This is a genomic window from Amycolatopsis sp. MEPSY49 (assembly GCF_051337345.1).
Taxonomy (GTDB): domain Bacteria; phylum Actinomycetota; class Actinomycetes; order Mycobacteriales; family Pseudonocardiaceae; genus Amycolatopsis.
Genome location: NZ_JBDLYJ010000003.1, coordinates 874,364 through 900,641, shown reverse-complemented (window position 1 = coordinate 900,641; position 26,278 = coordinate 874,364). Strand labels below are relative to the sequence as shown.

Genomic DNA, 26,278 nt, shown 5'->3' with positions numbered 1-26,278 from the left:
TCGGGTTGGCAAATCTCGGGGTCAGGCGGACTTCTCGGAACCGAAGACGCCGACGAAGGACACGCAGCGGCCGGGTCGGCCGCCGAGGTTGTGGGTCAGGCCGAGGGTGGGACCGGGCAGCTGCCGCTCGCCGGCCTCGCCGCGGAACTGCAGCCAGCACTCGAACGCCATCCGCAGCCCGGTGGCCCCGACGGGGTGGCCGAAGGACTTCAGGCCACCGTCGATGTTCACCGGCAGATCGCCCTCGGCGTCGAACGCTCCGGCGAGCACGTCGCGGTAGCCCTGGCCACGTTCGGAGAACCCGAGGTCCTCCATCAGCACCAGCTCGGTCGGGGTGAAGCAGTCGTGCACCTCGGCCAGCGAAAGCTCGCGGCGCGGGTCGACGATGCCGGCCTGCCGGTAGGCCTCCTGCGCGCTCGCGGCGACCTCCGGGATGGAGGCGAACGACGCTTCGTCGTCGAGGATCGCCGTGCCGTTGCCGGCCACGATGGACAGAGCTTTCACGTACATCGGTTTGTCGGTGTACTTGTGCGCGTCCTCGGCCCGCACCACGATCGCCGCGGCCGCGCCGTCGGCGACGCCCGAGCAGTCGAAGATGCCGAGCATGCCCGCCACCAGCGGTGAGCACGACACGGCCTCGGCCGTGACCGGGCTGCGGAATTGCGCCCGCTCGTTGCGCGAGCCGTTCGCGTGGTTCTTCACCGCGATGTGGCTCAGCGTGTCGCGCATCGTCTGCTCGTCGAGGCCGTAGGTGTCCTGGTAGGCGGGCGCCAGGTAGGAGAACGCGGCGGGTGCGGTGGTCTCGGTGGGGGTGCCGTCGTCCGGTGGGTCGTTGCGCACCAGCCCGGAGAACCCGGAGTCCTTCAGCTTTTCCACGCCGATCGCCATCGCCATGTCGACCGCGCCCGAGGCGACCGCGTAGACCGCGCCGCGCAGCGCTTCCGACCCGGTGGCGCACATGTTCTCCACTCGCGTGACGGGTTTGCCGCGGGTCTTGAGGGCGGTGGAGAGCGTGAGGCCGCTGTAACCGGAGTCCATGGTGCCCAGCCAGAACGCGTCGACGTCCTCGAGCGTGACGCCGGCGCTCTTCACGCTGTCCTCGGACGCTTCCACCAGCAGGTCGGCGGTGCTGCGGTCCCACAATTCACCGAAGCGGGTACAGCCCATGCCGATGATCGCGACCTTGTCGCGGATGCCGTGGCTGCTCATGCGGTGCCTCCTCCCCCGGTGCCGCCGGGCACCGTGGCCTTCCAGACGTAGTTGTGCACACCGCCGCTGGAATGCCGGCGGCGGAAGGTCATCCGCACCGGCGCGCCGACGCGCAGCGCGGCGAGGTCGGTGTCGGTCAGCTCGACCTCGAGCCGCCCGCCGCCCTCGAACCCGACGACCGCGGCGACCATGGGGGGGTTGAGCGAATAAGCGAGCCGGTCGACGCTGAACGTGCGGATCGCGGCCGGGCGCCGCGTCATGTCCACGGGCTCACCGTGCTCGGTCGAGCCGCAGTGCAGGCAAACCTGTTGCGGCGGGGTGGAAACGAACCCGCACGCGGCACACACCGAAGCGAGCAGCGAGTACTTCCAGCCCGCGCCGCGCAGCGCCGCCGGTGCGCTCACCACCCGGGGCTCGGGGCGGCGCGGCGGTTCACGTTCCAGCAGGCCGCGCCATGTGAGCGCCTGCAAGTAGGTCGGAACGGCCGTGGCTCCGGTCGCGCCGTGCACGAACGCCTCTCCCGTGCCGTCGCCGGCCTCGATCCGCAGGACGTCGGCGCCGTCGGACAGCGTGGCCGCGAGCACCGTCTGCCCCGCCGCGCACTCCGCGAGCGCGCCGCACAACTGCACCAGCAGGTCGGCCGAACCGGTGTAACCGGCGGTCGCGAACGCACCCACCTTGCCCCGGCGGCCCAGCTTCTTTCCGGCCGCTTTCGCGACCCGGGACGAGGCCGCGCTGATCACGACGTGGTCGGCGTCGGCGAACCCGTCGGCCGCGGCGTCCAGCAGCGTGAGGTAGCGCTCGACGGGGAAGCGGTCCTCGGACTGGCTCACCCACGGCCGGGCAGGATCGCGCCAATGGTCCTGGATTTCGTCGGTCACGTTGGCCGCGGCCGTCACCGTGGCGCGCGCGTCGCCGGTCTCGCCGACGACCAGGGCCACCCCCGCGTCGCCGTGCGTGAGCTCCTGGGGTGCGCCAGGTCGGGAGGTGCTGACTTCTCCGGCCAGGATCAGCGTGCCCGGAGCGGCTCCCAGCAGCGCGCCGACGGCCGAGCGAAGCGAACCGCCCGCGTCGACGGCGAGCACGTCGGGTGCCAGGCCGAGTGCGGCCGCGGCGGCGCTCGCGTTGTTCTTGACCAGATACGGCGCGCTGGTCGAGCAGAACAGCACGGTTCGCACCCCGTCGAGAGCGCCGGCAGGAAGTCGCCGGGCGGCCTCGACGGCCAGCGTCAGCGCGTCCTCGTCCGGGCCGGCCAGGCTGCGGGCGCCGCGACCGCCCGTGCGGTTGTGGGTGCGCTCGATCTCTTCGCCGGTCAGCCGGTAGCGCGGGACGTAGCTCGCTCCCGCGCGGAGGGCGACGGCGGTGGTGCGCGGGGTCATCCCAGTGCTCCGTCCGCTCGAAGTTTGCCGATGGCCTCGTCGTCGGCGCCCGCCCAGTCCCGCAGCACGGACTCCGCGTGCATCCCGGGTGCCTGAGCGGGCAGCCGGTCCTCGGGCTGGGGTGCGTCGGTCATCCGCCACGGCGCGCCGGGCGCCTTGAGCTGTTGCCCGGCGACCTGCCAGTCGGTGAAGAACCCGCGTTCGGCCAGCTGCGGGTGGCGCAGGATCGCGGCGACGTCGTTGACGTTGGCGCAGGCCAGTCCGGCCTCGGCGAGGGTGTCGACGAGCTTGGTGCCGTCCCACTCGGCGAAGACCGGCCGCAGCCGCTCGTTGAGCAGTTCGCGGTTGGCCACGCGTTGCGGCGCCGTCGCGAACTCGTCCTGCGCGCACAGCTCCGGTTTCCCGATCAGGGTGCAGAACGTGGCCCAGTGCGCCTCGGTGAGAATCGCGATCGCGACCGGGTGAGTCCCGGTCTCGTAGACCTCGTACGGGGCCAGCAGCGGGTGCGCGGTGCCGATCGGTTTGGGCATCACGCCGGAGATGCCGTAGCTGAAGATGTTGAACGCCATCACCGATGCCGTCACATCCAGCATGGACACGTCGATGTAGCGGCCGGCGCCGTGCGCTTCCTTGCCGCGCACTGCCGAGGCGACCGAGAACGCGGCCACCATCGCGGTGAGGATGTCGACCACGGCGGTGCCGACCTTGGCGGGGGTGTGCTCGTCCGCGCCGGTCACCGACAGGATGCCGCCCTCGGCTTGGATGAGCAGGTCGTAGGCGCGGCGGTGCGAGTACGGACCGGTCTCACCGAACCCGCTCACCGAGCAGTAGACCAGCTCCGGGTTGATCGCGCGGACCGTCTCGTAGTCCAAGCCCAGCTTCGCCATGGTGCCCGGCGAGAAGTTCTCGACCAGCGCGTCGGCCTCCGCGATCAGCGTGCGCGCGGTCTCCACACCCGCCGGGTTCTTCAGGTCCAGCACCAGCGACCGCTTGTTGCGGTTGACCGCGAGGAAGTGCGGGCTCTGGCCACCCAGGTCATTGCGGGTCCAGGCCCGGACGTGGTCACCGAGACCCGGCGGCTCGATCTTCACGACATCGGCGCCCATGTCGGCGAGCATCATCGTCCCGTACGGGGCGGCCCACGCGTGTTCGAACGCGATGACCTTGACGCCGTTGAGGGGCCCGGGGACGGGGTACTGGTCGCTCATGATCCGCTCCGGAACGGTGCGAAGTCGGGCTGGCGTTTCTCGGCGAACGCCGTTGTTGCCTCACGCTGCTCGGGGGAGCCGAAGAACGACGTGAGACTTTCGACGATCATCGGGATCACGTCGTCACCCAGTACGTTCTCGGCGCTCACCGCCTTCTTGAGCGTGCGGATGACCGTGGGGCTCTTGGCGAGCAGATCGGCCGCCATCCTCGCGACCGCGTCGTCGAGGGTGCCGGCCGGCGCGATCCGGTTGATCAGGCCCATGTCGAGCGCCTCCTGCGCGGAGTACTGCTCGCACAGGAACATGATTTCGCGGGCCTTCTTCTCCCCGACCAGTTTCGGCAGCAGCCGCGTGATGTAGATCGGCGCGCCGCCGACCTTCGCGCCCACCTGCCCGAAGCGGGCGTTCTCGTCGGCGATGGTCAGGTCGGCGAAGCAGTGCAGCTCGTGGCCGCCGCCGATCGCGTAGCCGCGCACCGCGGCGATGATCGGCTTGCCGATGCCGCGCATGGCGGCGAACAGGTCCCGCAGCTCGCGGGCGGCGACTCGCCAGCCTTGGGCGTCCAGTTGCGACACCAGTTCCTTCTGGTCGCCGCCGACGCTGAACGCCCGCTCCCCCGCGCCGGTGAGCACGACGACGCCGACCGAAGGGTCGTCGTCGGCCCGTAGGAACGCGTCGGTCAGCTCCCGTACGGTCTGCGACCGAAGGGCGTTGAGCACCTCGGGCCGGTTGATGGTGATCGTGGCGATCCCGTCGGCGGTCCCGACCACGATGTCGGTGTAGGTCATCGGTCTCCTACCGTCCCTCGAACCGAGGTTCTCGTTTCTCCGCGAAGGCGTTGATGCCCTCGGCGAAGTCCTGGGTTTTGAAGCAGATGCCCTGGCCCCAGCTCTCGAAGGCCAGTTGCGCCTGCAGGGTCTGCTCGTCGGAGCGCTGCACAGCGCGTTTGGTGAACGACAACGCCACCGCGGGCCCGCGCGTGAGCTGCGCCGCGAAATCCCGCACGGCGGCTGTCAGTTCGGTGTCGGGCACGACCTCGTCCGCGAGGCCGTATTCCTTGGCCTGCGCCGAGGAGACGGTCTCGCCGGTCATCATCAGCCGCAGGGCGAGTGACCGGGAGATCAGCTTCGGCAGCAGGTAGGTCAGGCCGCTGTCGGGCATCAGGCCGCGGCGCACGAACGACGGTGCGAAGCGTGCGGACTCGGCGAGGAACCGGAAGTCCGCTGCGCAAGCGATCGACATGCCGCCGCCCGCGGCGACCCCGTTGACCGCCGCGATCACCGGCTTCGGGATCGACCACACCGCCTCGACGAACGCACCCACCGGCCGCTCCAAGGTCGCGCTGTCCACGGCCTTGATCACGGCCGGGATGCGCTCGCCGACGTCGGCGCCGGAGCAGAAGCCGCGGCCCGCCCCGGTGACGACGACGACCTTGACGCGGTCGTCCTCCGTTGCCTCGCGGCACAGGTCCGGCAGCAGCCGGGTGGCCATGTCGGTGGTGAGCGCGTTGAGGGTGTGCGGGCGATTGAGGGTGATCGTCGCGACGCCGTCCTCGACCGCGTAGCCGATGTCCTTGTCGTGTTCGGCCATCACGCGACCTTGTCCGCGCGCAGCCGCAGTTCGCCGCCGTCGAGCACGACCTGACCGGTGTCGGTGGTGCTGCTGCGGAACAGCACACGCCCGCCGTCGCGCCACATCTGCGTGCGCAGCCGCTGGCCCGGCAGCACCGGGGCTTTGAACCGCACGCGCACCGACTCCAGCGCCGAGACGTCGCCGCCGGCCAGTTCCTTGAGCACCGCCCAGGTGGCCAGCGCGTAGGTGCACAGCCCGTGCAGGATGGGCCGTTCGAAGCCGGCCTGCGCGGCCACCTTCGGGTCGGCGTGCACCGGGTTGAAGTCGCCGCTGAGCCGGTAGATCAATGCCGCGCGGGGCGAGATGTCCTGCTCGGTCACGGCCGTCGGCGGTGTCGACGGCCAGGCGGGCACGGCGGCTTTCGGGCGGCGTTCGCCGCCGAATCCGCCGTCGTTGCGGCAGAACAAGGTGCTGTCGGCCGTGGCCACCGGCGAACGGTCGGCCACGGCCACCAGCCGTCGTCGCCAGCGCACCAGCGCGCCGCGGCCCGCACCCTTGTCCTCGACGTCGGTCACCGCCGTTTCGCAGCGCAGGACGACACCGGGCACCAGCGGAGCGTGCAGCCGCAGTTCCTGTTCGCCGTGGACCACGTGCACCCAGTCGATGCCGGTGGCGGGATCGGAGTACCACGGGCCGGGGTGCCCGAGCACCGCCGCCAGCGTGGGCAGCACCGCCAGCTCGCGCTCGTAGACGAAGGGGAGCTCGATCTCGTCAACCGGATCCTCGCCGAGCCCCACACCCAGGGCGTAGAGCATCGCGTCCTTCTCCGTGAAAATGTGCTCGGTGACCGGAAACCGCCAGCTGAGCAGCTCCGCCGCGTCGATCGTCATCGGGTCACCTCACACCGGGTCGTAGGAGAAGACCTGCGGAGAGGTCTCGAGCGGGACGAGGCTGGACCGCACCGCCGGACCGAAGTGGTCCGCCAGCAGCTGCGGGGTCCAGCCGTCGTTGCGGGCCATCGTGCGCAGCGGCCGTGGCTGGCTCATCAGCATGACCTCGTTGCCACGGACCACGAAGACTTGCCCGCTGACCTCGCCGGCGTCGTCACCGAGCAGGTAGACGACCAGCGGGGCGATCTGCTCCGGCGTCATCCGCTTCATGCGGGCGACGCGGGCCTTCTCCTCCGGCGTGTTCTCCGGGAGCGTGTCGATCAGCCTGCTCCACGCGAACGGAGCGATCGCGTTGGACCGCACGTGGTAGCGCGCCATGTCCAGCGCGATCGACCGGGACAGGCCGACGATGCCCGACTTCGCCGCGGAGTAGTTGGCTTGCGCGAGGTTGCCGATCAGGCCGGCGGTCGAGGTCATGTGCACGAACGCGCCCGAGGACTGGTTGCGGAACACCTCGGCCGCGGCCCGGCTGACGTTGAAGCTGCCTTTCAGGTGGACGGTGAGGACGGAGTCCCAGTCCTCTTCGGCCATCTTGTGGAAGATCGTGTCGCGCAGGATGCCCGCGCAGTTGACCACGCCGTCGAGCCGGCCGAATTCCGTCACGGCCGAACGCACCAGCTCCGCGGCCGCGGCCGAGTCGGTGATGTCGGCGGTGCTGGCCAGCGCGCGGCCGCCCTCGGCGCGGATCTTGCCCGCGACTTCCTCGGCCGGCCCCGCGTCCGTTCCGCCGCCGGCCGGACCGGCGCCCAGGTCGTTGGCCACGACCGCCCAGCCCTCGGCCGCGAGCGCGAACGCGATCGCTCGCCCGATGCCGCGTCCGGCGCCGGTCACCACGGCCACTCGGCCCTCGGTCTCGCGTTCAGTCATGGACGCCTCCGTTTTCACTCGTGCAGGGGATGTTGCTTCGGCAAGGGGATCTGGGCGCGCGACCGTCCCTCGGGGTCACACGGGGGAAGGTCGACGCGCGCGGGGAGGGTGGCCGACCGTCCACCGGAGAGGAACCACCGATTCCCCGGCAGGTCGTCTCGGTGCTCGCCATCGAACCTCCCACGCTCCGTCGCATTAGGCTAATCTTGCGCCAGATTGACCTGAAGCGCAAGACGCGAAGGAGCGCCTGATGCCACTCGTCCGGTACGACCACGACGACGGGGTCGCCGTCATCACCCTCACCGACCCCCGCCGCCGAAACGCCGTCTCCCTCGAACTGGCCGACGAGCTCGGCGACGTCATCACGCAGGTCGAGGCCGATCCCGAGGTCGGCGCGGTCGTCCTGACCGGCGAAGGTCCCGCCTTCTGCTCAGGCGCCGACCGCGACGCGCTGCGCCGCGCCGACGAGCAAGTGCTGCGTCGCGTCTACTCGGCGTTCCTGCGGGTGCGAGCCCTGCCGCTGCCGACCGTCGCCGCGGTGAACGGCCCGGCCGTGGGCGCGGGGTTCAACCTCGCGCTCGCCTGCGACGTCCGCATCGCGGGCGCCTCGGCCGTGTTCGACCCGCGCTTCGTCGGCATTCCCGTGCACCCCGGTGGTGGCCACACCTGGCTGCTCGACCGCGCGGCCGGCACGCAGGCAGCCGCCGCGATGACACTGTTCGGCCACGCCGTGGACGGCCCGCGCGCCGTGCAGGTGGGCCTCGCGTGGTCCTGCGTGGCGGATGACGAACTGTTGACCGAAGCCGTGGCCTTCTGCCGTCCGGTCGCGGCGGCACCGCGGCTGCTGGTGCGCGAGATCAAGGACACGCTGCGAACCACGCCGTCCTTGGCCGAGCACGCCGAGGCGAGCGAGGTCGAGTTGCGCCGCCAGCTGGCCAGCGTCGACCGGCCCGAGTACCGCGAGCGGTTGGCGGCCCACCGATGAGCGCGACGTTGGAACTGTTCGGCGAACCCCTCGGCGCGGAGCCCGGCGAGATCACCCGCGAACGCGCCGCGATACGCGGATTCCTCGCCGAGGCCAAGCACTCCGGGCTCATGGCGACATCGTGCGACAGCTGGATGTCCGGCCACTCGCCCGAGTTCTCCCGGGAGCTGGGCCGCCGCGGCTGGATCGGCATGACCTGGCCGCGCCGGTACGGCGGCCGCGACACCTCGCCGTCGATGCGCTTCGCGGTGATCGAGGAGCTGCTCGCGGCGGGTGCACCGGTGGCCGCGCACTGGTTCGCCGACCGGCAGATCGGCCCGTCGCTGCTGCGGCACGGATCCGCGCAGCAGCGCGAATTCTTCCTGCCGCGCATGTCCCGCGGCGAGCTGTACTTCAGCATCGGCATGAGCGAACCGGAGTCCGGTTCGGACCTCAGCTCGGTACGCACCCGCGCCGTCCCCGCCCGAGACGGCTGGACGGTCACCGGCTCCAAGATCTGGACCAGCCACGCCCAGCACTCCCATCACCTGCTCACCCTGGTGCGCACCGGAGATCGCGGCGAGAAGGCCTCCACAGCGCTCACCCAGATGATCGTCGACCTCGCGCAACCCGGTGTCACCGTCCGTCCGATCAGGACACTCGACGGTCGCGAGCACTTCTGTGAAGTGTTCTTCGACGACGTGTTCGTACCCTCCGACCGGGTGCTGGGCACGCCCGGCAGCGGCTGGAAGCAGGTACTCGGCGAACTGGGGTTCGAGCGCAGCGGCCCCGAGCGCTTCCTGTCGACCTTCCCGCTGCTGTCCGCGATGGCCCGCGACGGCGCAGCGGAACCGGATTTCGGACACCTGGTGGCGCAGCTGGTGGTACTGCGATCGATGTCGGCGCGAGTCGGCAAGCACCTCGGCGACAACGAGGCCCCCGGCGTCGCCGCGGCAGTGGTCAAGGACCTGGGGACGGCGTTCGAGCAGGACACCCTCGACGTCGCACGGGAATGGCTCTCGCAGCACCCGGCCCCGGATCTCGCGGAACTGTTCACTCAGGCGCAGACACACTCACCCGGGTTCACGCTGCGCGGCGGCGCCAGCGAAATCATGCGCGACATCATCGCCCGGGCGGAGGGACTCTCATGAGCGACCTGGACGCGTTGCTGGACCAGATCTTCGGCCGCCACGGCGAACACGCCGGCACCGGCATCGAAGGCTCCGCCTGGGCGGCGCTCACCGAGACCGGACTGACCCGGGTCGGGATACCCGAGCACCTCGGCGGATCCGGCGGCGAACTCACTGATGCCGTCACCGTGACGGTGAAGGCCGCCGAGGCCGGGCTGAGCGTGCCGCTGGCCGAAACACTGTTCCCGGTCGCGCACCTGGCCGTCCTCACCGGAGAGCCCGTTCCCGGCGGAGTGGTCACGGTGGCCGACTCCCATGGCGAACCCGAGGTCGACGTCGCGTGGGCCCCCGTGGCCGACGAGATCTGGGTGGTGGGTGCGGCGCCGGGCGGGGGGACGGCATTCACGCGCCTGCCCCCGTGCTCCGGCGAGCCCGTGCACAACCTCGCCGGTGAGCCGCGGGGCATCGTGACCGTGAAGACCGACGAGGCCCGGTCGCTGGACGCCAGGGTGCGGGAGGACATCCGCCTGCTCGGCGCGTTCGGGAGCAGTTGCCGGTTGCTCGGCGCGCTGCGTTCCTGCCTGCGGCTCACCCGCGAGCACGTACTGGCCCGGGAGCAGTTCGGCAAACCCCTCGCGGCGCATCAGGTCGTCCGGCACACGCTGGCCCGCATGCTGGTGGATGTGGCCGCGGTCGAAAGCGCCGTCGGCCTCGCCGCCGGCCTGCTCCCGGGCGCGGGCACCGCCCCGGACACCCCCGCCGCGGTCGCCGTGGCGGCGGCCAAGATCCACGCCGCCACCAGCGCCACCCGGGTAGCCCGCGCCGCGCACCAGCTGCACGGCGCCATCGGCGTCACGGAGGAACACCCGCTGCACCACTTCACCACCCGCCTCTGGGCCTGGCGCGACGAATTCGGGTCGGCCACCGAGTGGTCGGGCGGGCTCGCCCGGCTCGTGCAGACCGGCTACGACGGCGACCTGTGGGCCGCGCTCGCCGCCCACTCCTCAACTCTCTGATCGGAGAAACCGTGGAACTCAAGGACCAGCAGACTGTCGTCACCGGCGGCGCCTCCGGCCTCGGCCTCGCCACCGTGCGCCGCTTCCACGCCGCGGGCGCTCACGTGACGATCGCCGACCTGCCCAGCTCCCCCGGCACCGCCCTCGCGGCCGAGCTCGGCGCCCGCGTGCGGTTCGTGGCCGCCGACGTCACCGACGAGGACGCGGTGCGCGCCGCCCTCGCCGCGGGCGAGGCTCCGCGGGTGGTCGTCAACTGCGCCGGCATCGCACCGCCGAAGCGCGTGCTGGGCAAGGACGGCACCCCGCACGACCTCGGCCTGTACCGGAAAGTGGTGGAGGTCAACCTCGTCGGCAGCTTCAACGTGCTGCGCCTGGCCGCCGAGGCGATGCGCCTCAACGAGCCTCTCGACGGCGACCGCGGCGTGATCGTGCTGACCGCGTCGATCGCGGCGTTCGACGGGCAAATCGGGCAAGCGGCTTACAGCTCGTCCAAGGCGGGCGTCCACGGCCTCACGCTGACCGCGGCCCGCGACCTCGCCGAACACTACATCCGTGTCTGTGCGATCGCGCCGGGCATTTTCGAGACGCCGATGCTCCTCGGGCTTCCGCAGGCCGCTCAGGACTCCCTGGGCAAGCAGATCCCGCACCCGAGCCGGCTCGGCCGTCCGGACGAGTTCGCGCACCTGGCCGGGCACGTCGTGGCCAACCCCATGCTCAACGGTGAGACCATCAGGCTGGACGGCGCGGTCCGCATGCCGCCCCGCTGAGCACGCGGGCGCAAGCGGGCCGCCAAGCCCCTTGCGCCCGGTGCTAGCATTTGTCGCATCATTGTCCTCATGGGCGCGGTGCCCGGAGGTCCCCACCAGGAGGTCAAGCGTGCCCGAGGGAGTTCGGCGGGACAGCGTTCCCACCGTGGCGGTCAAGAGCGCCCGCACGCTACCGAAGGCCGCCGCCTCCCTCGCGGAGGAAATCCGCGCCCAGATCCTGGGGCTGGGCCTGGAACCGGGCAGCCAGCTGCCGAGCGAACCCGAGCTGATCTCGCAAAGCGGCCTCGGCCGCGCCACCGTCCGCGAGGCCATCCGGCTGCTGGAAGCCCAGGGTCTCGTGGTCATCCGCCGCGGCTCGCACGGCGGGATCTTCGTGGCGCAACCGAACCTGTCGAACCTCAGCCACACGCTGGCGCCCGTGCTGACCCTGTCGAAGGCACCGCTGCGCGACCTGACGACATACCGCAAGATGGTCGAACCGCCGGCAGCCGGCCTCGCCGCGACCCTCGCGAGCGCGGAAAGCAAGCAGTCACTGCTCAAGCTCGCCGAGCACAACCCCGGCCCGGGCTACACCAACGAAGTCGCCTTCCACGAGCGCATCGCGGAGATGTCGGACAACCTGTTGCTGCGCGTGCTCGTCATCGTGCCGCACGACCTGCTGCGTGAGCACCTCAAAGGCGAATCGATCGAGAACACCGACCTCGACGAGGCCAACCAAGCCCACATGGCGATCGCCAAGGCCATCGCCGCGGGCGACGCCGACCGCGCCACCCGCGCCATGGCCAAGCACCTGGAGGCCTTCGAACAGCGCATGAGCCGCGAAGGCCGCCTCGACCGGCCGATCGTCCCGCAGGAGCAGTGGCTGCGAGACCACTCGCCGGCCTTCAGCTCGTTCTTCTCCGGCTGAGACCGGCAGGCGGTGGCGCACGTCCCGAATGATCAACCGGGACGTGCGGGGCCGCTCTGCGCCGTGTACGAATTCGAAGTACATCGGGCGATACGCCGAGGTGCGGTGGTTTTCGTGCCAGGCGCAGTGTCCCGCTCGTGTTCCCCTTGCATGACTCGGTCGGCTCAGACCTCGGCACCAGGTCGTGACCGGGCAGGTTGGCGCTACCGGAGACTGTCGTGCAGATCCGGCGGCGCGCCCAGGCGATCGCGCAGCGACGGCGGCGCAGTACCGTCGATGTCCGTCACGCCCAGCTCGGCGCCCAGCTCCGCGCCGATGAGGGCGCGTCCTGAGTAGTCCATGAAGTTCTCGGCGGCGTAGAGAGCCGCCACGACCTCACCGGTGAACTGAGGCGACTCCCGGCGTCCGACCGGCTGGACGTTCTCGGGCAGCGACGCGATGTAGGCGAGGGCACGCTCGGTGGTGAGCCCACCCATCCAGATCGACACGGCTGCGACGTTGAACGGTCTCAGTTCCTTCGCCATGTCCGCGACCATCTTGTCGGAGCCTGCCTTCTGCGCTCCGTAGGCGGGCCCTTGATGGTAAGAAACCGCACCGTAATGCCCCGTGTGGACAATCAACCCGCGACCGTTGGCGATCAGCAGGGGCACGGCGTGGTACGCCGCGACATAGTGGGACCGCAGCCCCACGGTGATGAGATCAGCCGCTTCCAGTGGGTTCTGCCAGAATCCGCCGGGTGCCGCAACATCGGCGACCTTCGCGGCATTGTTGACCAAGATGTCGAGCCGCCCCTCCTCGCGCCGCACTCGATCGAACAACGCGTGGACCGCCTCATCGTCACCATGGTCGACGGCAACGGGGATTCCCCGGCCGCCCGCCTCGCCGACGAGCGCGGCAGTCTCCGCAACCGTGCCACCATGAGGCGAATCAGCGGGTGATTCACTGCGCCCGGTCACGTAGACGGTTGCTCCGGATCTCCCCAGAGCGACCGCAATTCCCTTCCCCGCGCCCCGACTGGCGCCCGTCACCACCGCAATTTTCCGCGTCACTGAAACCTCCACGCTTTCGGATACCGCCTATCACTGCCGAGCGCACGAGACGATCCGGCACAACCCGATGACCGCTGACCGGCTGATCCAGTGGCTGCACGCCACGAACGTCGCATCACCGAGTCAGCCGCGCCAGGTGGCGGTCTGCTCGGGGTCGGCCTCGTCCAGAGCCTCCAAGGCCGCGTCCGTGTCGAGGTCTGCGGTGTAGACCGGCGTACCTGGCCGCATTCGCCACGAGTCGTCGAGTGAGCCCGCGTCTACGGCGTCGAAACCGAGTTCATCGGCGAGTCGCATCACCACCCCTTTCTCGGCGGCGTCGTCTCCGGCGACGGGCACTGCGACCCGACCGGCCGTTCCAGCAGGCTCACCACGGCTCCGAAGAGATTCCGCGGCGACAGTGTTGAACGCCTTCACCACCGAGCGCCCCAGAGCTCGGCTGGTCCACACGCTTTCCGGCATGCCGTCCTCGATTTCGGAATCTTTCCATCCCGCCACCGAGGGACGTAGTTGCCGGTGTCGACGAGCACTGCGTGCGGTGGCAGGGCATCGAAGACGTCGACGGGCAGCGCAGCGGTGGCGCCGAAGGGGATGGCTACGAAGACGACGTCGGCATCGCGCGCCACATCTTGTACCGCGGCCGCGGTGGCGCCGGTTTCGGCGGCAAACTCACCCAGGATTGCGGGCCCTCGCGAGTTGGCGATCGTGACCTCGTGTCCCGCGGCCGTGAGCTTGCGAGCCGGGGTGGCGCCGATGTTCCCGGCTCCGATGATGCCGCCCTTCATGGGGACGTCCTCCAGCGACTAGGGGCGAATGGGCAAGGAGACGGCCAAATCGGTGCACATCACCCAGCGGCGCGATGGGGCGAGTGCCTGGACTGGACCGGCGTCCTCTGTTCGCCGTCCCTGTTCGAACGAAATTCGGACACCTTGTCCGCTTCCTGTCCGAGAATACGGACTAAGTGTCCGCTTGGTCAAAGTGTCACCGGACACACTGTCCGCTTCTGGTACCGTCGACGACATGAGTCCCGGGCAAGTCGGCGCGAAATCTTCCCGGCCAGACGCGCGGCGCAACTATGACGCAGTGCTCGCCGCAGCAAAGAAGGCGTTCGCACAGCACGGTACCGACGTCGCCATGGAGATCGTCATCCAAGAGGCAGGCGTCGGCCGTGGGACCCTGTACCGCCACTTCCCGACCCGCGAACATCTCTTCGCCGCGATCATGAGCGAACGCGTCGACGAACTGGATGCGAAAGCCCGGGAACTGCTGACCGCTCCTGACGTCTCGGAGGCGCTCGAGGACTGGCTTCGCCTCTACGATCGATGCGCGACGGAGTACCCCGGGATGAGCTTACGGGTCGGCGACGGTCTGACCGACGACTCCTCCCCGGTCGGTCCGGCGTGCGGCCCGATGAAGAGCAGCTTCGCGTTGCTGTTCGATCGAGCCCGACGCGAGAAGAGGGTGCGTGCCGACATCTCCGCCATCCAGGTGCTCGCGTTGATCGCGGCGCTGCCGAAAGATCCCAGTACCGGCAAGACGGCCGCCCCTTGTCTCGCCGTGGTGCTGGACGGTCTCAAGCCCTGACGCGGCCTTCGCAGACAGTCATCAGGAGCGTCGCCGGAAGCCTTTTCCTGTGGTACTTGTGCGGCCTCACTGTCTCAAACTTTGTCGCACACAAGGTGCAGGACTGCCGGAGTCAACTTGGCGGTACGACGCGACGTGCCCCCGCTGGCTTACATGTCACTTAGACCGGACCGGTGACGGCTGTCGAACTCGGCCACGAGCCGAAGCGATCCGCCACGTAAGCCTGGTGTCAACGGTCAGATGGATCTCCCCGCAGGCGGCCAGTTGTTCTCCCGCCGCTTGACCTGTCGGCGGTCCCGGCGCTCGCCGCTGTCCGTCCAGGCCGTACGGCGAAGAACGCGACCAGCGTCGGACCGGACGACCGGCGAGGCTGCCCCTTGATCCGTTGTGCCTCCACTTCGGACGACCCGACGTGCCTGCCGACCTGGTGAGCACGGTGGCGTGGGCAGCGTCCTGGGTTGCCGAAGCGAAGCCGACGGCTACGCAGCCGGCTCCAAGCGGATCCGGACATCCAGGTTCCGCTCGACCTCGCTCCGGCTGTACAGCAACGGGAACGAACCGCCCGAAGCCCAAAGACCGTTCAAGTCGCTGTAGTGCGGACTCCGCGGGTCACCCGACTGTCCGGGTGCGTTGATCGCGGCCGAGCCGTTCCAGTTGCCCACGTCCAACGCCATCTTGAACGTCGCCCCGATGATCTGCTGGTACGTCAGCGGGTGGAAGAACGACGGGTGGATCGTGTGGTACGAGCCGCCGACCGGGGTGGGGCCCACGTTCGGGCCGCCGGCGGGGTGGACGAACTCCTGGTAGTGCAACGAACCCCAGTGCCACGTCGACGTGTCCGTGCCGAGCTTGGCCGCCACGTCGCGGAACGCCAGCGGCAGCGTGTCCAGGATCAGCTCGTCGCGGACCGCCGCGCCGTCCGGGCCGAGCCAGGCCGCCGGGTCCTTGAACGAGGCGATCACCAGGCTGAAGTCGGGGTTGATGGTTTGCACCAGCGCGTCCGCCGCGGCTTTCGGGAGCACCGCGTGCGCCCACGCCCAGTGCAGGTACTTCATGATCCACGTCTCGAACAGCGCCGCCCCCGGGGAATCCACCGACGCCACGCCGTCATAGCCCCGGAGAAGCGAAAGCGCTTGCGCGGTGTCCGGGTCCGATGCGGACAGGCCGCGCACGAAGTCGAGGATCTGCGTGGCCACCAACGACTTCTCGTCCTTCTGCAGCGCGAGCGAGTCGGCGACGGTCGCGCGCGGGGTGGACTTGATCAGCTCGTCGATGCGCTGCTTGCGGTACGGCAGCTGCCACTCGTAGTTGGACACCACCGGCCAGCCCGGCGGGATGTTGAAGTCGTTGGCCGAGGCGAAGAAGCCGGACGCCGGGTTGTACTGCCCCGGCAGCTCGCTGTTGGCGTGGAAGCCGTTCCAGTCGTAGCGCCCGTCGCCGGGGACGGGCAGCAGGCCGTCGTAGCCGGCTCCCGTGCGGCGCGGCGTCAGGCCCGCCGGGACGTAGCCGATGTTCCCCCGCACGTCGGCGTAGGCCAGGTTCGAGCCCGGCGTGCCCCAGTTCCGCATGCCCGCGGTGAACTCGCCGAAGTTCGTCGCCCGCTGGTAGTTCAGGCTGCCCAGGTACGCCGAGCTGCCCGGCTGCGTCCACGCCGTGCGGACCGCGAACGCGCGGTGCGCCGCCGCGTCGACCTTGACGACCGGGCCGTGCCGGGTGAAGGACAGCGCCCCGGCGACCGGCGTGCCGCCGCGGACCGGGATGGGCTCCGTCACCGTGGTCATCTTTTCCCAGCCGGTGCCGTAGCGGTAGCGGGTGGGGTCGTTCGGGTCGAGCTCGTAGACGTAGAGGTCGGTCTGGTCGATCGGCAGGTTGGTCAGGCCGAACGCGATGTTTTCGTTGTGCCCGATGGCGATCCCCGGGTTCCACGGCTCGCCCGCGCCGGCGAGGTTCAGCCCCGGCGCCGACAGCTGCGCGACGTACCGGCCCGAGGGCAGCGCGTCCGCGCCGCGGTGCGGGTCGTTGGCCAGGATCGGCCGGCCCGACGCGGTCCGGCCCGGCCCGATCGTCCAGGCGTTGCTGCCGGACGTCGCGTCGGCGATGTCCTTGGTCTCGAACCCGCTGCCGGTGAAGTTCACCGCGGCGGTCGCGAGGTTGTACACCTTGAGCACGTCGTCCGGCACCGAGCACGGGTCGAGCCCGGCCGGCACCGCCGCCTCGTGGGCCGGGTGAAGGGCGCGGAAGTAGCGGCTCGCGCCGGGACCGGCCAGGCAGACCAGCTTCGCCCGGGCGACCTCCCACATCAGGTTCTCGCCGATGGCGTGCGTGCGGATCCGCACGACGTCCTGCGGGCGCCAGCGGGCGGGCTGGTAGCCGAGCTTGGCGAACTCCGGCGGGACCGCGGCCGGATTGCGGCTCAACCAGTCGACGTAGGAGTTGATGCCCTCGGCGAACCGGGTCGCGGCCAGCTTGCCCTCCGGACCGTAGGACGCCCATTCGGCGTCCATGTCACCGCGGTAGAGGAACAGCCGGGCGGCCCGGTCCTGCTCCACATAGGACGGACCGAGCACCTCGCTGAGCGTGCCGAGACCGCGGCGGCGCCAGGTGTCGATCTGGAACAGGCGGTCGCGGGCGATGTTGAAGCCCTGGGCGAAGAAGAGGTCACTGGTGTCGGCCGCGTAGATGTGCGGCACGCCCCACTTGTCGACGAGCAGCTCGGCCGGCCGGTGCAGGCCGGCGACCGCGTACTTCGGGCCGGTCACCGCCGCCACGGCCGGGACGGGCGCCAGGCAGAGCACGACCAGGGCGAGGATCAGGCCGCGAAAGGCCGGCCGGCGTGTGGCCATGGTGATCTCCTCGTTGAGGACTGGGGACCGGGGTGGCCGTTCGAGTTCTACCCGCCGCCGGCGCGGGTTCACGAGCCCCTTAGGGGTGCGCTCAGGCGCCGTTCGTCAGCGACAGGTTGAACGAATAGCGCGACGCCCGGTAAACGTGCCAGCCGTACTCGACCACGCGGCCCGAATCGTCGTACGTCGTGCGCTGCATCGTCAGCAGGGCCGCTCCCGGCTCCTCGCCCAGCAGCTCCGCGTCCTCCTCGGACGCCAGCCGGGCGCCGATGTTCTGCTCCGCCGCGTGCAGGCGCACTCCCGCCGAGCGCAACAGCTGGTAGAGACCTCGTTCGCGCAGCTCGTCGTCCGTCGGGTCGATGACGCCGTCGGGCAGGTAGTTGTTCATCAACGCCAGCGGCTCGCCGTCGGCCGAGCGGATGCGGGTCAGCCGCCGCACGTGGGTCAGGCCCGGGGCTTCCAGCAGCTCGGCCACCTCGGCGTCCGCCTCCTCGACGCCGTTGGCCAGCACCACCGACTCCGGTTTGCCCCCAAGCCCGGCGAGGTCGTCGAACAGGCTGCTCAGCCGCAGCGGGCGTGCCACCTTCGTCCGGACGACCTGCGTGCCGACGCCGCGGCGGCGCACGAGCAGGCCCTGGTTGACCAGCGTCTGGATCGCCTGGCGCAGCGTCGGCCGGGACAGCCGCAGGCTCGCCGCCAGGTCCACCTCGTTGCCCAGCCGGGCCCCCGCCGGGAGCCGGCCGTCCTCGATCGCGTGCTGCAGCTGCTGGGAGACCTGGAAGTACAGCGGCTCGGGGCTGCCCGGGTCCAGCACGATCTCCCGGCCGGGGTCCCAGGCCGGGGGGAACGTGACGTCCACGCGGGACGGCGGCGGCGGGGTGCTCATCGCCGGCAGCCTACCGCCATCGGGTCATCAGTAGGGATGACCTGATGTCCATATGTCTTGACAAAGTCGCGTCGGCGCTGGCAGTGTCGATCTCGGACCGGCCGAAGAGGAGGGGAACAGTGACCGACGTGGTGCGGCGTCTCGTCGCGAAACGGGTGCGCGACCCGGAAGCGATCGCTGAAGCGGCCGCCAACCGGGTCCGGGCCACATCGCCCTTCAACGACAAGGGCCGGACGATGATCATCGCCGCGGACCACCCCGCCCGCGGCGCCAACGCCGTGGGGGGCAACCCGTCGGCCATGGCCGACCGCGGCGAACTGCTCGAACGGCTGTGCCTCGCACTGGAACGCCCCGGCGTCACCGGTGTCCTGGCCACCGCGGACATCCTCGACGACCTGCTGCTGCTCGGCGTCCTGGACGGCAAAACCGTGCTCGGCTCGATGAACCGCACCGGACTGGCCGGCTCGAGCTTCGAGGTCGACGACCGGTTCGCCTGCTACGACGCCGAAGCGATCGAACGGATGCGGTTCGACGGCGGCAAGACCCTCACCCGGATCTGCCTCGACGACCCCGCCACGCCGAGCGTCCTGGAGAACACCGCGAAAGCGATCAACGACCTCGCCGACCGCAAGCTGATCGCGATGGTCGAGCCGTTCCTCTCGGTCTGGACCGACGGGCGGCTCAAGAACGACCTCTCCCCCGACGCCGTCATCACGTCGATCACCGTCGCCGCCGCGCTCGGCCGGTCCTCGGCCTACACCTGGCTCAAGCTGCCCGTGGTCGACGACATGGAACGCGTGCTCGCGTCCTCGACGCTGCCGGCCGTGCTGCTCGGCGGCGAAGTCAAGGATCCGGACGCCGCGTTCGCCGCCTGGCGGCAGGCCCTGACCCAACCGACCGTGCAGGGTCTCGTGGTCGGACGGTCGCTGCTCTACCCGCACGACGGCGACGTCGCCAAGGCCGTCGACACCGCGGTGGGGCTGCTGTGAACCCACACCGCGACCAAGCAGACTCTGGGCCAGCCAACGGTAGGAGCACCGTGAACACCATCGACCACTGGATCAACGGCACCGCCACGTCCGCGGGCTCCACCCGCACGGCGCCGGTCTTCGACCCGGCCACCGGCCGGCGGCAGGCCGAGGTCCTCCTCGCCGAAGCGTCCGATGTGGACACCGCGGTCGCGGCCGCGAGCAAGGCCTTCGAGTCGTGGGGCAACTCCTCGCTGTCCCAGCGGACCAAGGTGATGTTCGCCTTCCGCGAGCTGCTGGCGAAGCACGAGGACGAGCTCGCGCGGATCATCTCCAGCGAGCACGGCAAGGTCGTCGACGACGCCCGCGGCGAGATCGTGCGCGGCCGCGAAGTCGTCGAGTACGCCTGCGGCATCGCCGACGCCCTGAAAGGCAGCTTCTCCGACCAGGTCTCGCACGACGTCGACGTGCACGACTTCCGGCAGCCCCTCGGCGTGGTCGCCGGGATCACGCCGTTCAACTTCCCGATCATGGTGCCGCTGTGGATGCACCCCATCGCCATCGCCACCGGCAACACGTTCGTCCTCAAGCCGAGCGAACGCGACCCGTCGGCGTCGAACTTCGTCGCGCGGCTGTACGCCGAAGCCGGCCTGCCCGACGGCGTGTTCAACGTCGTGCACGGCGACAAGACCGCGGTCGACGCGCTCCTGGACCACCCGGACGTCGCGGCGGTGTCGTTCGTGGGCTCGACCCCGATCGCCCGGTACGTCCACGAGCGCGGGACGGCGGCCGGCAAACGCGTCCAGGCCCTCGGCGGGGCGAAGAACCACGCGGTCGTCCTGCCCGACGCCGACCTGGAGTACGCGGCCAACCACCTGACGGCGGCCGCGTTCGGCTCGGCCGGGCAGCGGTGCATGGCGATCTCGGTCGGCGTGGCCGTCGGCGCGGCGGGTGACCGGCTCGTCGAGATCCTCGAACGCAAGGCGCGCGAGGTGAAGGTCGGCCCCGGCTCGGACCCGGCCAGCGACATGGGCCCGGTCGTCACCGAGGCTGCCCGCGAGCGAGTGGTGAACGCCGTCGCCCGCGGCGCCGAGCAGGGTGCGTCGGTCGTGGTCGACGGACGCGGCCTGAAGGTCGAGGGGCGTGAGGAGGGCTTCTTCGTCGGACCATCCCTGCTGGACAACGTCACGACCGACATGGACGCCTACCGGGAGGAAATCTTCGGCCCCGTGCTGGCCGTCGTCCGGGCGGAGACCGTGGACGAAGCCATCGCCATCATCAACGCCAACCCGTACGGCAACGGCACCGCGATCTTCACCGGCAGCGGCGAGGCGGCGCGCAAGTTCCAGCGCGAGGTCAAGGTCGGCATGATCGGCGTCAACGTGCCGATCCCGGTCCCGATGTCGTACTACTCCTTCGGTGGCTGGAAGGACTCCCTCATCGGCGACAGCCCCGTCCACGGCCCCGAGGGCGTCCGCTTCTACACCCGCGCCAAGGTGGTCACGACGCGGTGGCCGCACACGAGCGCCTCCGCGGCAGCGTTCACCTTCCCGACGTCGAACTGACCCGCGGTGGGCGGAGCGTCCACTTCGGACGCTCCGTCAGCGGGCCAGGAGCCCGTGCGCCACGACGCCCACAGCACCGTCGCCACGTCCTCGGGGTCGACCGTCCGGAGCTTCCCGGCCGCCACGCCGCGTCGGAGTGCGTCCACCAGGCGGCCGTTCTGGTCGGCGACCGACCGCACCAGCCGCTCGGCGAGCTCCTTGCCCGCCGCGTACTGGCCCGGGTCAAGCCGCTGGCCTTCCGCGCAGTCGACCAGCTGTGGCTCGACGAGCACGGCAAGGTGCTGCGCCGCGACGCCTTCTTCGACTCCGCGCCGCTGGCCCGGCTCGTCCTGAGCCGGCCGGCGACCTGGCCGCGCTGGTGGCGCCCGGAGGCGGCCCGGTACTCGGCCGCCGCCGGTTCCTGCGATGACTCCGGACGGCACCTGGCGCGACCCCCGGCTCGGCGAACCCGCGCGCAGCACCTGGTAGAGGCACGGTACGTCGCCCGCGTCCGGGCTGTCGCCTTCAGCAGGCCGAAGCCGCCCGGCGGTCGGCCACGTCGAGTCCGGCGTTTCGCACGTCGAGAGCACCAGCCGCGCGAGGCGCTCCGGGTGGTCGGCGCAATCCCCCGCGCCTGGCTGCGCGACTAACCGGAACACCTTTCTCCGTTTTCCGGTACGGTGGCGGCAGCACCGGCGAAGGAGGCCGCCATGGGGTACCGAGGCCCGCTCCCGAAGAACACCGTCGACCGCGTCAACGACTGCGTCGGCTCGCTCCGGACGTCGCCGCGGTGGGGACGGCTCGTCCGGCGGCACCTCACCCAGGTCACCTACACCGGCCGGCGGTCGGGGCGGACCTTCAGCACCCCCGTCGGCTACCGGCGGGCGGGCGAGGTCGTCACCATCGGCGTCCGGCTGCCCGACGCCAAGTCGTGGTGGCGCAACTTCACCGGCGACGGCGGCCCGCTGACCCTCGAACTCGACGACACCGAACGCACCGGCCACGCCGTCGCCCGGCGCGACGCGAAGGGCCGCGTGACAGTGACCGTCCGGCTCGATCAAGCCGGCTAGCGGGCCATCCCGTGCCAGAGCAGGTCGGCCAGGCTCGCCGCTTCGCCGCGCCAGTCCCCGCCCGGGTCGAGCAGCAGCAGGCCGGCCAGGCCGCGCAGCACGACGACCGGCTCGAGGTCCGGCCGGACCGTGCCTGCGGCCGCGTTCGCTTCGAGCAGCTCCGCCATCGCGCCGATCATCGATTCGTAGGCGCTCGCCGGCAGCTCGCCGCGGGACGCCGTCGCGCGGCGCAGAGCGTCGGCCAAGCCCTTCTTCGTCATCATGTAGTGCGCCAGGTGGTCGGTGACCCACACCCGGAACGCCTCCGCCGGACCGTGCTTCTCCAGCAGCACCGGCACGATGTCGACGATGTGCCGCACCTCGCGCTGGTAGACCGCGAGGATCAGCGACTCCGGCGTCGGAAAGTGGCGGTACACCGTGCCGACGCCGACCTCGGCCTGCTTCGCGATCGCGTTGAACGAAACCTCACCCGTCCGGGCCAGCGACTCCCCGGCCGCGACGAGGATGCGCTCGTGGTTGCGCCGGGTGTCCGCGCGCCGGGGGCTGACCGATCCCGTCGTCATCGTCCCTCCCGTTCGTCGTGCCGTGCCGAAGTGCTGTCCGCCGAATCTAACCCAGACCTGGAGCAACTCCAGCGTGACCACTTCGTTGCGAAGCGGATTGTAATCCGCTAGCCTCGCGAACGGGTGAAGCGGATGACTATCCGCTCCCCATGTTCGCCGCCACCACCACCGTCGGGCACCGATCCGGACGAGCTGCGGAAAGAGACCAGTGGACATCTCACTCGAAGTGAACGGCAGTACCGAACACCTGGACGTCGATCCCGGCGTCACCCTCCTCGACGCGCTGCGCGAGCGCCTGGACGTCACCGGCCCGAAGAAGGGCTGCGACCGCGGCCAGTGCGGTGCCTGCACCGTGCACGTCGGCGGCCGGCCCGTGCTCTCGTGCCTGACGCTCGCCGCCACCGTGCGGGAGCCGGTGACCACCGTCGAAGGACTGTCCACCGAGGACAAGCTGCACCCGGTGCAGCAGGCCTTCGTGGACCAGGACGCCCTGCAGTGCGGGTTCTGCACCGCCGGGCAGATCATGTCGGCGGTCGCCGCCGTCGAACAGGACGTCGAAGACGTGCGGGAGTTCATGTCCGGCAACCTCTGCCGGTGCGCGGCCTACCCGAACATCGTCAAGGCGGTCGACCAGGCGAGGCGGGCCGATGCGTCCGTTTGAGCTGACCGCGCCCACCACCGTCGAAGCCGCCCTCGCCACGCCCGGCACGTTCCTGGCCGGCGGCACGACCCTCGTCGACCTGATGAAGCTCGACGTCCTCACCCCGCGGCACGTCCTGGACATCAACCGGGTCCCGCTGCGCGGCATCGACACCAGCGACGGCCTGCGCTTCGGCGCGCTGGAGCGGATGAGCGCCATCGCCGCGCACCCGCAGGTGTACCCGGTGATCTCGCGCGCGCTGCTGCTGAGCGCGTCGCAGCAGATCCGGAACATGGCCAGCATCGGCGGGAACCTGCTGCAGCGCACCCGCTGCACGTACTTCCGCGACGTCGCGATGCCGTGCAACAAGCGCGAGCCCGGCAGCGGCTGCTCCGCGATCGAGGGCGCCAACCGGATGCACGCCATCCTCGGCACCAGCGACTCCTGCGTCGCGACGCACGCCAGTGACGTCGCCGTCGCCCTCGTCGCGCTCGACGCCCGCGTGAAGCTCGCCGACGCCGAAGGCACTCGCGAAGTGGCGCTGCGCGACTTCTACCAGACGCCCGGCGAAACCCCGGCGCTGGAGAACGACCTGCGGCCCGGCGAGCTGATCACCGAGGTGGTCGTGCCGCGGCTGGACTGGGCGGCGAACTCCACCTACGTCAAGGTGCGCGACCGGCAGTCCTACGAGTTCGCGCTGTGCTCGGCCGCCGTCGCGCTGGACGTGCGCGACGGCGTCATCGCCGACGCGCGGGTCGCGGCCGGCGGCGTCGGCACGGTGCCGTGGCACCTGCCCGCCGTCGAGGACGCCCTGCGCGGCGCCCCGGCGACGCAGGCGTCGTTCGAAGCCGCCGCGGCCGTCGCCGCCGACGGCGCCCGGCCGTTGCGGGACAACGCCTTCAAGGTGCCGCTGCTCAAGCGGACCATCGTCCGCGCGCTGCTCGAACTCACCGAGGGGAGCTCCCGATGATCACCCGGCTGGACGCGCCGCTGAAGGTCACCGGCGGGGCCAAGTACGGCGCCGACCACACCTTCCTCGGCCAGGCCTACGGCTACGTCGTGCTCAGCACGATCGCCTGCGGCGAGATCGAGGCCATGGACGTCTCCGCGGCGAAGAGCGCGCCCGGCGTGCTCGAGGTGTACACGCCGTTCGACCCGCTGGCGCTGAACACCCCGAGCCTGCCGCCCTTCGGCGAGACGTGGGTTCCGTTGCAGAGCAAGGAAGTCAGCTACTACGGCCAGCCGATCGGCTTCGTCGTCGCGGAGACGTTCGAGCAGGCCCGGGACGCCGCGAGCCTCGTCACGGTCGCCTACCGCGAGCGGCCCGCCCGGACCTCGCTCGCCGAACACCTCGACTCGGCCGAACCCGCGCCCCCGGCGATGGACGGCGCTCCCCCGGAGATCGAGGTGCTCGAAGACGGCGTCGAGTCCTTCGACGCCGCGATGGCCGCGAGCCCGGTGGTCGTCGAGGCGACCTACACGACCGCGACGCAGAACCACGCCGCGATGGAGCCGCACTCGGCGGTCGCGGTGTGGGACGACGGCGAGCTGACCGTCTACAGCGGGAACCAGGCGTCCAACATGCAGGCGACGGAACTGGCCATCGCCCTCGGTCTGGCGCCGGAAGCCGTCCACGCGATCAACCCGTTCGTCGGCGGCGCGTTCGGCGGCAAGGGACGGACGTCCGCGCCGGCGTTCCTAGCCGCGGCGGCCGCCCGGGCCCTCGGCCGGCCGGTGAAGGCCGCGCTCACCCGCGAACAGGTCTTCACCGCCACCGCCGGCCGGGCCTCGACGGTCCAGAAGCTCGCGCTCGGCGCCGAGCGGGACGGCACGCTGATCGCCCTGCGCCACGACTCGTGGTGCCACACGGACACGGCCCGGTCCTTCGTCGAACCGACCTCGCACGGCACCTCGCGCGAGTGGTACGCCACGAAGAACCTGTCCATCAAGCAGAAGATCGTGCCGCTGAACGTCCCGCCGACGACGTTCATGCGGGCGCCCGGCGAGGCGCCCGGCTCGTTCGCGCTGGAGAGCGCGATCGACGAGCTCGCCGAGGCACTCGGCATGGACCCGATCGAGCTGCGGGTCCGCAACAACTCGACCGCCCCGCCCGGCCACGACCTGCAGTGGTCGAGCAAGCACCTCGACGAGTGCTTCCGCGTCGGCGCGCAGCGCTTCGGCTGGGCGCACCGCCCGGCGGGCACCCGCACCGACGGCGACTGGCTCGTCGGCATGGGCGTCGCCACCGCGGTGTTCCCCGCCCTGCGCTTCCCGGCCACCGTCGGCATCACGCTCCGGGCGGACGACACCGCCGTCGTCGCGACGAGCGGCGCGGACCCCGGCACCGGCCTGCTGACCGTGCTCTCCCTGATCGGCGCCGAGTCGCTGGACATCCCCGCCGACCGGATCACCCCGCGCCTCGGCGACTCCACGCTCCCGCCGGGCGGCATGTCCGGCGGCTCGACGGCGACGGCGAGCGCGGGCACGGCGATCATGCTCGCCGCCACCAAGGCGATCGACGAGCTCGTCGCCCTGGCGTCCGACCCGGGCGCGCCGTTCGAAGGCGCCGAAGTCACCTACGCCGACGGCCGCGTCTTCGCGAACGGGCAGAACATGACGTTCGGTGAGCTGCTGCGGACGCTGGGCCGCGAAAAGCTGGAGGTGACCGGCTCGTCGGCACCGGGCGAGGAGCTGACGAAGCACTCGTTCGCCTCGTGGGGCGCCCAGTTCGTCGAGGTCCGGGTGCACAAGTGGACGCGCGAAGCCCGCGTGTCGCGGATGCTCGGCGTCTTCGACGCGGGCCGGATCATCAACGACAAGGCGGCCCGCAGCCAGCTGATGGGCGGCATGATCTGGGGCGTCTCGGCCGCGTTGCACGAGGGTCTGGAGATCGAGGCGAACGGCCGGCTCGCCAACGGCGACTTCGCGAGCTACCTGCTCCCGGTCAACGCCGACATCCCGGAGGTCGACGTCCAGTTCGTCGAGTACCCGGACACGCTGCACAACGCGGTCGGCGCGCGCGGGCTCGGCGAGATCGGCACGGTCGGCATGGCCGCGGCGGTCGCCAACGCCGTGCACAACGCCACCGGCATCCGGGTGCGGCACATCCCGATCACCATCGAAGATCTGCTCGAAGACTGAGGTCGGGGGCGGGACGCACGCGCG

Annotated in this window: 26 protein-coding genes; 12 read left to right on the top strand and 14 right to left on the bottom strand. The window is 70.8% G+C overall.

The annotated features are described in order from the left end of the window. Positions 1 to 21: 21 nt before the first annotated feature. From ABFJ78_RS18600 to ABFJ78_RS18570, 7 genes are read right to left on the bottom strand one after another with little or no spacing between them, the layout of a single operon-like run. The gene (locus tag ABFJ78_RS18600) at positions 22 to 1,209 is read right to left on the bottom strand and encodes an acetyl-CoA acetyltransferase (RefSeq protein WP_436387591.1); all 1,188 of its coding nucleotides are present in this window, start codon (positions 1,207 to 1,209) and stop codon (positions 22 to 24) included. After that, on the bottom strand, positions 1,206 to 2,588 hold the full coding sequence (locus ABFJ78_RS18595; protein WP_436387590.1) for an OB-fold domain-containing protein: 1,383 nt from the start codon (positions 2,586 to 2,588) through the stop codon (positions 1,206 to 1,208). Before ABFJ78_RS18595 ends, ABFJ78_RS18600 begins: the two co-directional genes overlap by 4 nt. Then, on the bottom strand, positions 2,585 to 3,796 hold the full coding sequence (locus ABFJ78_RS18590) for a CaiB/BaiF CoA transferase family protein (RefSeq protein WP_436387589.1): 1,212 nt from the start codon (positions 3,794 to 3,796) through the stop codon (positions 2,585 to 2,587). The genes ABFJ78_RS18595 and ABFJ78_RS18590 overlap by 4 nt, the downstream gene beginning before the upstream one ends. Continuing rightward, positions 3,793 to 4,584 carry an enoyl-CoA hydratase-related protein gene (locus ABFJ78_RS18585; protein WP_436387588.1) on the bottom strand — a complete coding sequence of 264 codons (792 nt, stop codon included), beginning with the start codon at positions 4,582 to 4,584 and terminating at the stop codon, positions 3,793 to 3,795. The genes ABFJ78_RS18590 and ABFJ78_RS18585 overlap by 4 nt, the downstream gene beginning before the upstream one ends. A 7-nt stretch (positions 4,585 to 4,591) precedes the next feature. Then, entirely contained in the window at positions 4,592 to 5,386 is a 795-nt protein-coding gene (locus tag ABFJ78_RS18580) for an enoyl-CoA hydratase/isomerase family protein (protein WP_436387587.1), read from the bottom strand. Further along, positions 5,386 to 6,258: a MaoC/PaaZ C-terminal domain-containing protein gene (locus tag ABFJ78_RS18575; protein WP_436387586.1), complete on the bottom strand. Its 873-nt coding sequence runs from the start codon at positions 6,256 to 6,258 to the stop codon at positions 5,386 to 5,388. Before ABFJ78_RS18575 ends, ABFJ78_RS18580 begins: the two co-directional genes overlap by 1 nt. 9 nt (positions 6,259 to 6,267) lie before the next feature. Continuing rightward, the gene (locus ABFJ78_RS18570) at positions 6,268 to 7,185 is read right to left on the bottom strand and encodes an SDR family NAD(P)-dependent oxidoreductase (RefSeq protein WP_436387585.1); all 918 of its coding nucleotides are present in this window, start codon (positions 7,183 to 7,185) and stop codon (positions 6,268 to 6,270) included. A 250-nt stretch (positions 7,186 to 7,435) separates the two neighbouring features. Here ABFJ78_RS18570 and ABFJ78_RS18565 point away from each other — a divergent pair, with 250 nt between their 5' ends. The 5 genes from ABFJ78_RS18565 to ABFJ78_RS18545 all read left to right on the top strand — a co-directional run bounded on the left by ABFJ78_RS18565 (position 7,436) and on the right by ABFJ78_RS18545 (position 11,969). Further along, the gene (locus ABFJ78_RS18565) at positions 7,436 to 8,170 is read left to right on the top strand and encodes an enoyl-CoA hydratase (RefSeq protein WP_436387584.1); all 735 of its coding nucleotides are present in this window, start codon (positions 7,436 to 7,438) and stop codon (positions 8,168 to 8,170) included. Next, positions 8,167 to 9,300, top strand: a complete 1,134-nt coding sequence (locus ABFJ78_RS18560) for an acyl-CoA dehydrogenase family protein (protein WP_436387583.1) — start codon at positions 8,167 to 8,169, stop codon at positions 9,298 to 9,300. The genes ABFJ78_RS18565 and ABFJ78_RS18560 overlap by 4 nt, the downstream gene beginning before the upstream one ends. After that, positions 9,297 to 10,295, top strand: coding sequence for an acyl-CoA dehydrogenase family protein (locus ABFJ78_RS18555; RefSeq protein ID WP_436387582.1), 999 nt, complete (start codon positions 9,297 to 9,299; stop codon positions 10,293 to 10,295). The genes ABFJ78_RS18560 and ABFJ78_RS18555 overlap by 4 nt, the downstream gene beginning before the upstream one ends. Before the next feature lie 11 nt (positions 10,296 to 10,306). After that, positions 10,307 to 11,062 carry an SDR family NAD(P)-dependent oxidoreductase gene (locus tag ABFJ78_RS18550; RefSeq protein ID WP_436387581.1) on the top strand — a complete coding sequence of 252 codons (756 nt, stop codon included), beginning with the start codon at positions 10,307 to 10,309 and terminating at the stop codon, positions 11,060 to 11,062. A 109-nt stretch (positions 11,063 to 11,171) separates the two neighbouring features. Continuing rightward, the gene (locus ABFJ78_RS18545; protein ID WP_436387580.1) at positions 11,172 to 11,969 is read left to right on the top strand and encodes a FadR/GntR family transcriptional regulator; all 798 of its coding nucleotides are present in this window, start codon (positions 11,172 to 11,174) and stop codon (positions 11,967 to 11,969) included. Positions 11,970 to 12,172: 203 nt separating this feature from the next. Here ABFJ78_RS18545 and ABFJ78_RS18540 read toward each other — a convergent pair whose 3' ends face one another. The 3 genes from ABFJ78_RS18540 to ABFJ78_RS18530 all read right to left on the bottom strand — a co-directional run bounded on the left by ABFJ78_RS18540 (position 12,173) and on the right by ABFJ78_RS18530 (position 13,800). After that, complete coding sequence (locus ABFJ78_RS18540) at positions 12,173 to 13,018, bottom strand: SDR family NAD(P)-dependent oxidoreductase (RefSeq protein WP_436387579.1); 846 nt, start codon at positions 13,016 to 13,018, stop codon at positions 12,173 to 12,175. Between the two features lie 123 nt (positions 13,019 to 13,141). Further along, complete coding sequence (locus tag ABFJ78_RS18535; protein ID WP_436387578.1) at positions 13,142 to 13,435, bottom strand: hypothetical protein; 294 nt, start codon at positions 13,433 to 13,435, stop codon at positions 13,142 to 13,144. Next, the gene (locus tag ABFJ78_RS18530) at positions 13,429 to 13,800 is read right to left on the bottom strand and encodes an NAD(P)-binding domain-containing protein (protein WP_436387577.1); all 372 of its coding nucleotides are present in this window, start codon (positions 13,798 to 13,800) and stop codon (positions 13,429 to 13,431) included. The genes ABFJ78_RS18535 and ABFJ78_RS18530 overlap by 7 nt, the downstream gene beginning before the upstream one ends. 235 nt (positions 13,801 to 14,035) lie before the next feature. Between ABFJ78_RS18530 and ABFJ78_RS18525 the strand changes: the two genes are divergently transcribed. Beyond that, positions 14,036 to 14,599 (top strand): TetR/AcrR family transcriptional regulator, encoded by a 564-nt coding sequence (locus ABFJ78_RS18525; RefSeq protein WP_436387576.1) that lies wholly within the window; start codon positions 14,036 to 14,038, stop codon positions 14,597 to 14,599. A gap of 479 nt (positions 14,600 to 15,078) precedes the next feature. Here ABFJ78_RS18525 and ABFJ78_RS18520 read toward each other — a convergent pair whose 3' ends face one another. Both ABFJ78_RS18520 and ABFJ78_RS18515 read right to left on the bottom strand, forming a co-directional pair. Beyond that, a complete protein-coding gene (locus tag ABFJ78_RS18520) occupies positions 15,079 to 17,442 on the bottom strand; it encodes a penicillin acylase family protein (protein ID WP_436387575.1) in 2,364 nt (787 codons plus the stop codon). A gap of 91 nt (positions 17,443 to 17,533) precedes the next feature. Next, positions 17,534 to 18,328 (bottom strand): GntR family transcriptional regulator, encoded by a 795-nt coding sequence (locus ABFJ78_RS18515; RefSeq protein WP_436387574.1) that lies wholly within the window; start codon positions 18,326 to 18,328, stop codon positions 17,534 to 17,536. Positions 18,329 to 18,447: 119 nt separating this feature from the next. Between ABFJ78_RS18515 and ABFJ78_RS18510 the strand changes: the two genes are divergently transcribed. Next, on the top strand, positions 18,448 to 19,317 hold the full coding sequence (locus ABFJ78_RS18510; RefSeq protein WP_436387573.1) for a Cgl0159 family (beta/alpha)8-fold protein: 870 nt from the start codon (positions 18,448 to 18,450) through the stop codon (positions 19,315 to 19,317). 50 nt (positions 19,318 to 19,367) lie between these two features. After that, on the top strand, positions 19,368 to 20,861 hold the full coding sequence (locus ABFJ78_RS18505) for a CoA-acylating methylmalonate-semialdehyde dehydrogenase (protein WP_436387572.1): 1,494 nt from the start codon (positions 19,368 to 19,370) through the stop codon (positions 20,859 to 20,861). Here ABFJ78_RS18505 and ABFJ78_RS18500 read toward each other — a convergent pair. Further along, entirely contained in the window at positions 20,777 to 21,499 is a 723-nt protein-coding gene (locus ABFJ78_RS18500) for a hypothetical protein (protein WP_436387571.1), read from the bottom strand. The two genes, ABFJ78_RS18505 and ABFJ78_RS18500, sit on opposite strands and share 85 nt — an antisense overlap. Positions 21,500 to 21,550: 51 nt before the next feature. Between ABFJ78_RS18500 and ABFJ78_RS18495 the strand changes: the two genes are divergently transcribed. Further along, complete coding sequence (locus ABFJ78_RS18495) at positions 21,551 to 21,910, top strand: hypothetical protein (protein ID WP_436387570.1); 360 nt, start codon at positions 21,551 to 21,553, stop codon at positions 21,908 to 21,910. Here the strand turns inward: ABFJ78_RS18495 and ABFJ78_RS18490 are convergent. Further along, positions 21,907 to 22,473 (bottom strand): TetR/AcrR family transcriptional regulator, encoded by a 567-nt coding sequence (locus tag ABFJ78_RS18490; RefSeq protein WP_436387569.1) that lies wholly within the window; start codon positions 22,471 to 22,473, stop codon positions 21,907 to 21,909. The two genes, ABFJ78_RS18495 and ABFJ78_RS18490, sit on opposite strands and share 4 nt — an antisense overlap. A 208-nt stretch (positions 22,474 to 22,681) precedes the next feature. Between ABFJ78_RS18490 and ABFJ78_RS18485 the strand changes: the two genes are divergently transcribed. Genes ABFJ78_RS18485 through ABFJ78_RS18475 form a run of 3 tightly spaced genes read left to right on the top strand, consistent with a single transcriptional unit; the run spans position 22,682 to position 26,254 of the window. Next, positions 22,682 to 23,134 (top strand): (2Fe-2S)-binding protein, encoded by a 453-nt coding sequence (locus ABFJ78_RS18485; protein WP_436387568.1) that lies wholly within the window; start codon positions 22,682 to 22,684, stop codon positions 23,132 to 23,134. Beyond that, entirely contained in the window at positions 23,121 to 24,083 is a 963-nt protein-coding gene (locus ABFJ78_RS18480; RefSeq protein WP_436387567.1) for an FAD binding domain-containing protein, read from the top strand. Before ABFJ78_RS18485 ends, ABFJ78_RS18480 begins: the two co-directional genes overlap by 14 nt. Continuing rightward, a complete protein-coding gene (locus tag ABFJ78_RS18475) occupies positions 24,080 to 26,254 on the top strand; it encodes a xanthine dehydrogenase family protein molybdopterin-binding subunit (protein WP_436387566.1) in 2,175 nt (724 codons plus the stop codon). The genes ABFJ78_RS18480 and ABFJ78_RS18475 overlap by 4 nt, the downstream gene beginning before the upstream one ends. Positions 26,255 to 26,278: the final 24 nt, after the last annotated feature.

Coding starts and splice junctions, on each gene's coding strand:
- ABFJ78_RS18600 (WP_436387591.1), bottom strand. CDS start 1,209: ATGAGCAGCCACGGCATCCGCGACAAGGTCGCGATCATCGGCATGGGC.
- ABFJ78_RS18595 (WP_436387590.1), bottom strand. CDS start 2,588: ATGACCCCGCGCACCACCGCCGTCGCCCTCCGCGCGGGAGCGAGCTAC.
- ABFJ78_RS18590 (WP_436387589.1), bottom strand. CDS start 3,796: ATGAGCGACCAGTACCCCGTCCCCGGGCCCCTCAACGGCGTCAAGGTC.
- ABFJ78_RS18585 (WP_436387588.1), bottom strand. CDS start 4,584: ATGACCTACACCGACATCGTGGTCGGGACCGCCGACGGGATCGCCACG.
- ABFJ78_RS18580 (WP_436387587.1), bottom strand. CDS start 5,386: ATGGCCGAACACGACAAGGACATCGGCTACGCGGTCGAGGACGGCGTC.
- ABFJ78_RS18575 (WP_436387586.1), bottom strand. CDS start 6,258: ATGACGATCGACGCGGCGGAGCTGCTCAGCTGGCGGTTTCCGGTCACC.
- ABFJ78_RS18570 (WP_436387585.1), bottom strand. CDS start 7,185: ATGACTGAACGCGAGACCGAGGGCCGAGTGGCCGTGGTGACCGGCGCC.
- ABFJ78_RS18565 (WP_436387584.1), top strand. CDS start 7,436: ATGCCACTCGTCCGGTACGACCACGACGACGGGGTCGCCGTCATCACC.
- ABFJ78_RS18560 (WP_436387583.1), top strand. CDS start 8,167: ATGAGCGCGACGTTGGAACTGTTCGGCGAACCCCTCGGCGCGGAGCCC.
- ABFJ78_RS18555 (WP_436387582.1), top strand. CDS start 9,297: ATGAGCGACCTGGACGCGTTGCTGGACCAGATCTTCGGCCGCCACGGC.
- ABFJ78_RS18530 (WP_436387577.1), bottom strand. CDS start 13,800: ATGAAGGGCGGCATCATCGGAGCCGGGAACATCGGCGCCACCCCGGCT.
- ABFJ78_RS18525 (WP_436387576.1), top strand. CDS start 14,036: ATGAGTCCCGGGCAAGTCGGCGCGAAATCTTCCCGGCCAGACGCGCGG.
- ABFJ78_RS18520 (WP_436387575.1), bottom strand. CDS start 17,442: ATGGCCACACGCCGGCCGGCCTTTCGCGGCCTGATCCTCGCCCTGGTC.
- ABFJ78_RS18515 (WP_436387574.1), bottom strand. CDS start 18,328: ATGAGCACCCCGCCGCCGCCGTCCCGCGTGGACGTCACGTTCCCCCCG.
- ABFJ78_RS18495 (WP_436387570.1), top strand. CDS start 21,551: ATGGGGTACCGAGGCCCGCTCCCGAAGAACACCGTCGACCGCGTCAAC.
- ABFJ78_RS18490 (WP_436387569.1), bottom strand. CDS start 22,473: ATGACGACGGGATCGGTCAGCCCCCGGCGCGCGGACACCCGGCGCAAC.
- ABFJ78_RS18480 (WP_436387567.1), top strand. CDS start 23,121: ATGCGTCCGTTTGAGCTGACCGCGCCCACCACCGTCGAAGCCGCCCTC.
- ABFJ78_RS18475 (WP_436387566.1), top strand. CDS start 24,080: ATGATCACCCGGCTGGACGCGCCGCTGAAGGTCACCGGCGGGGCCAAG.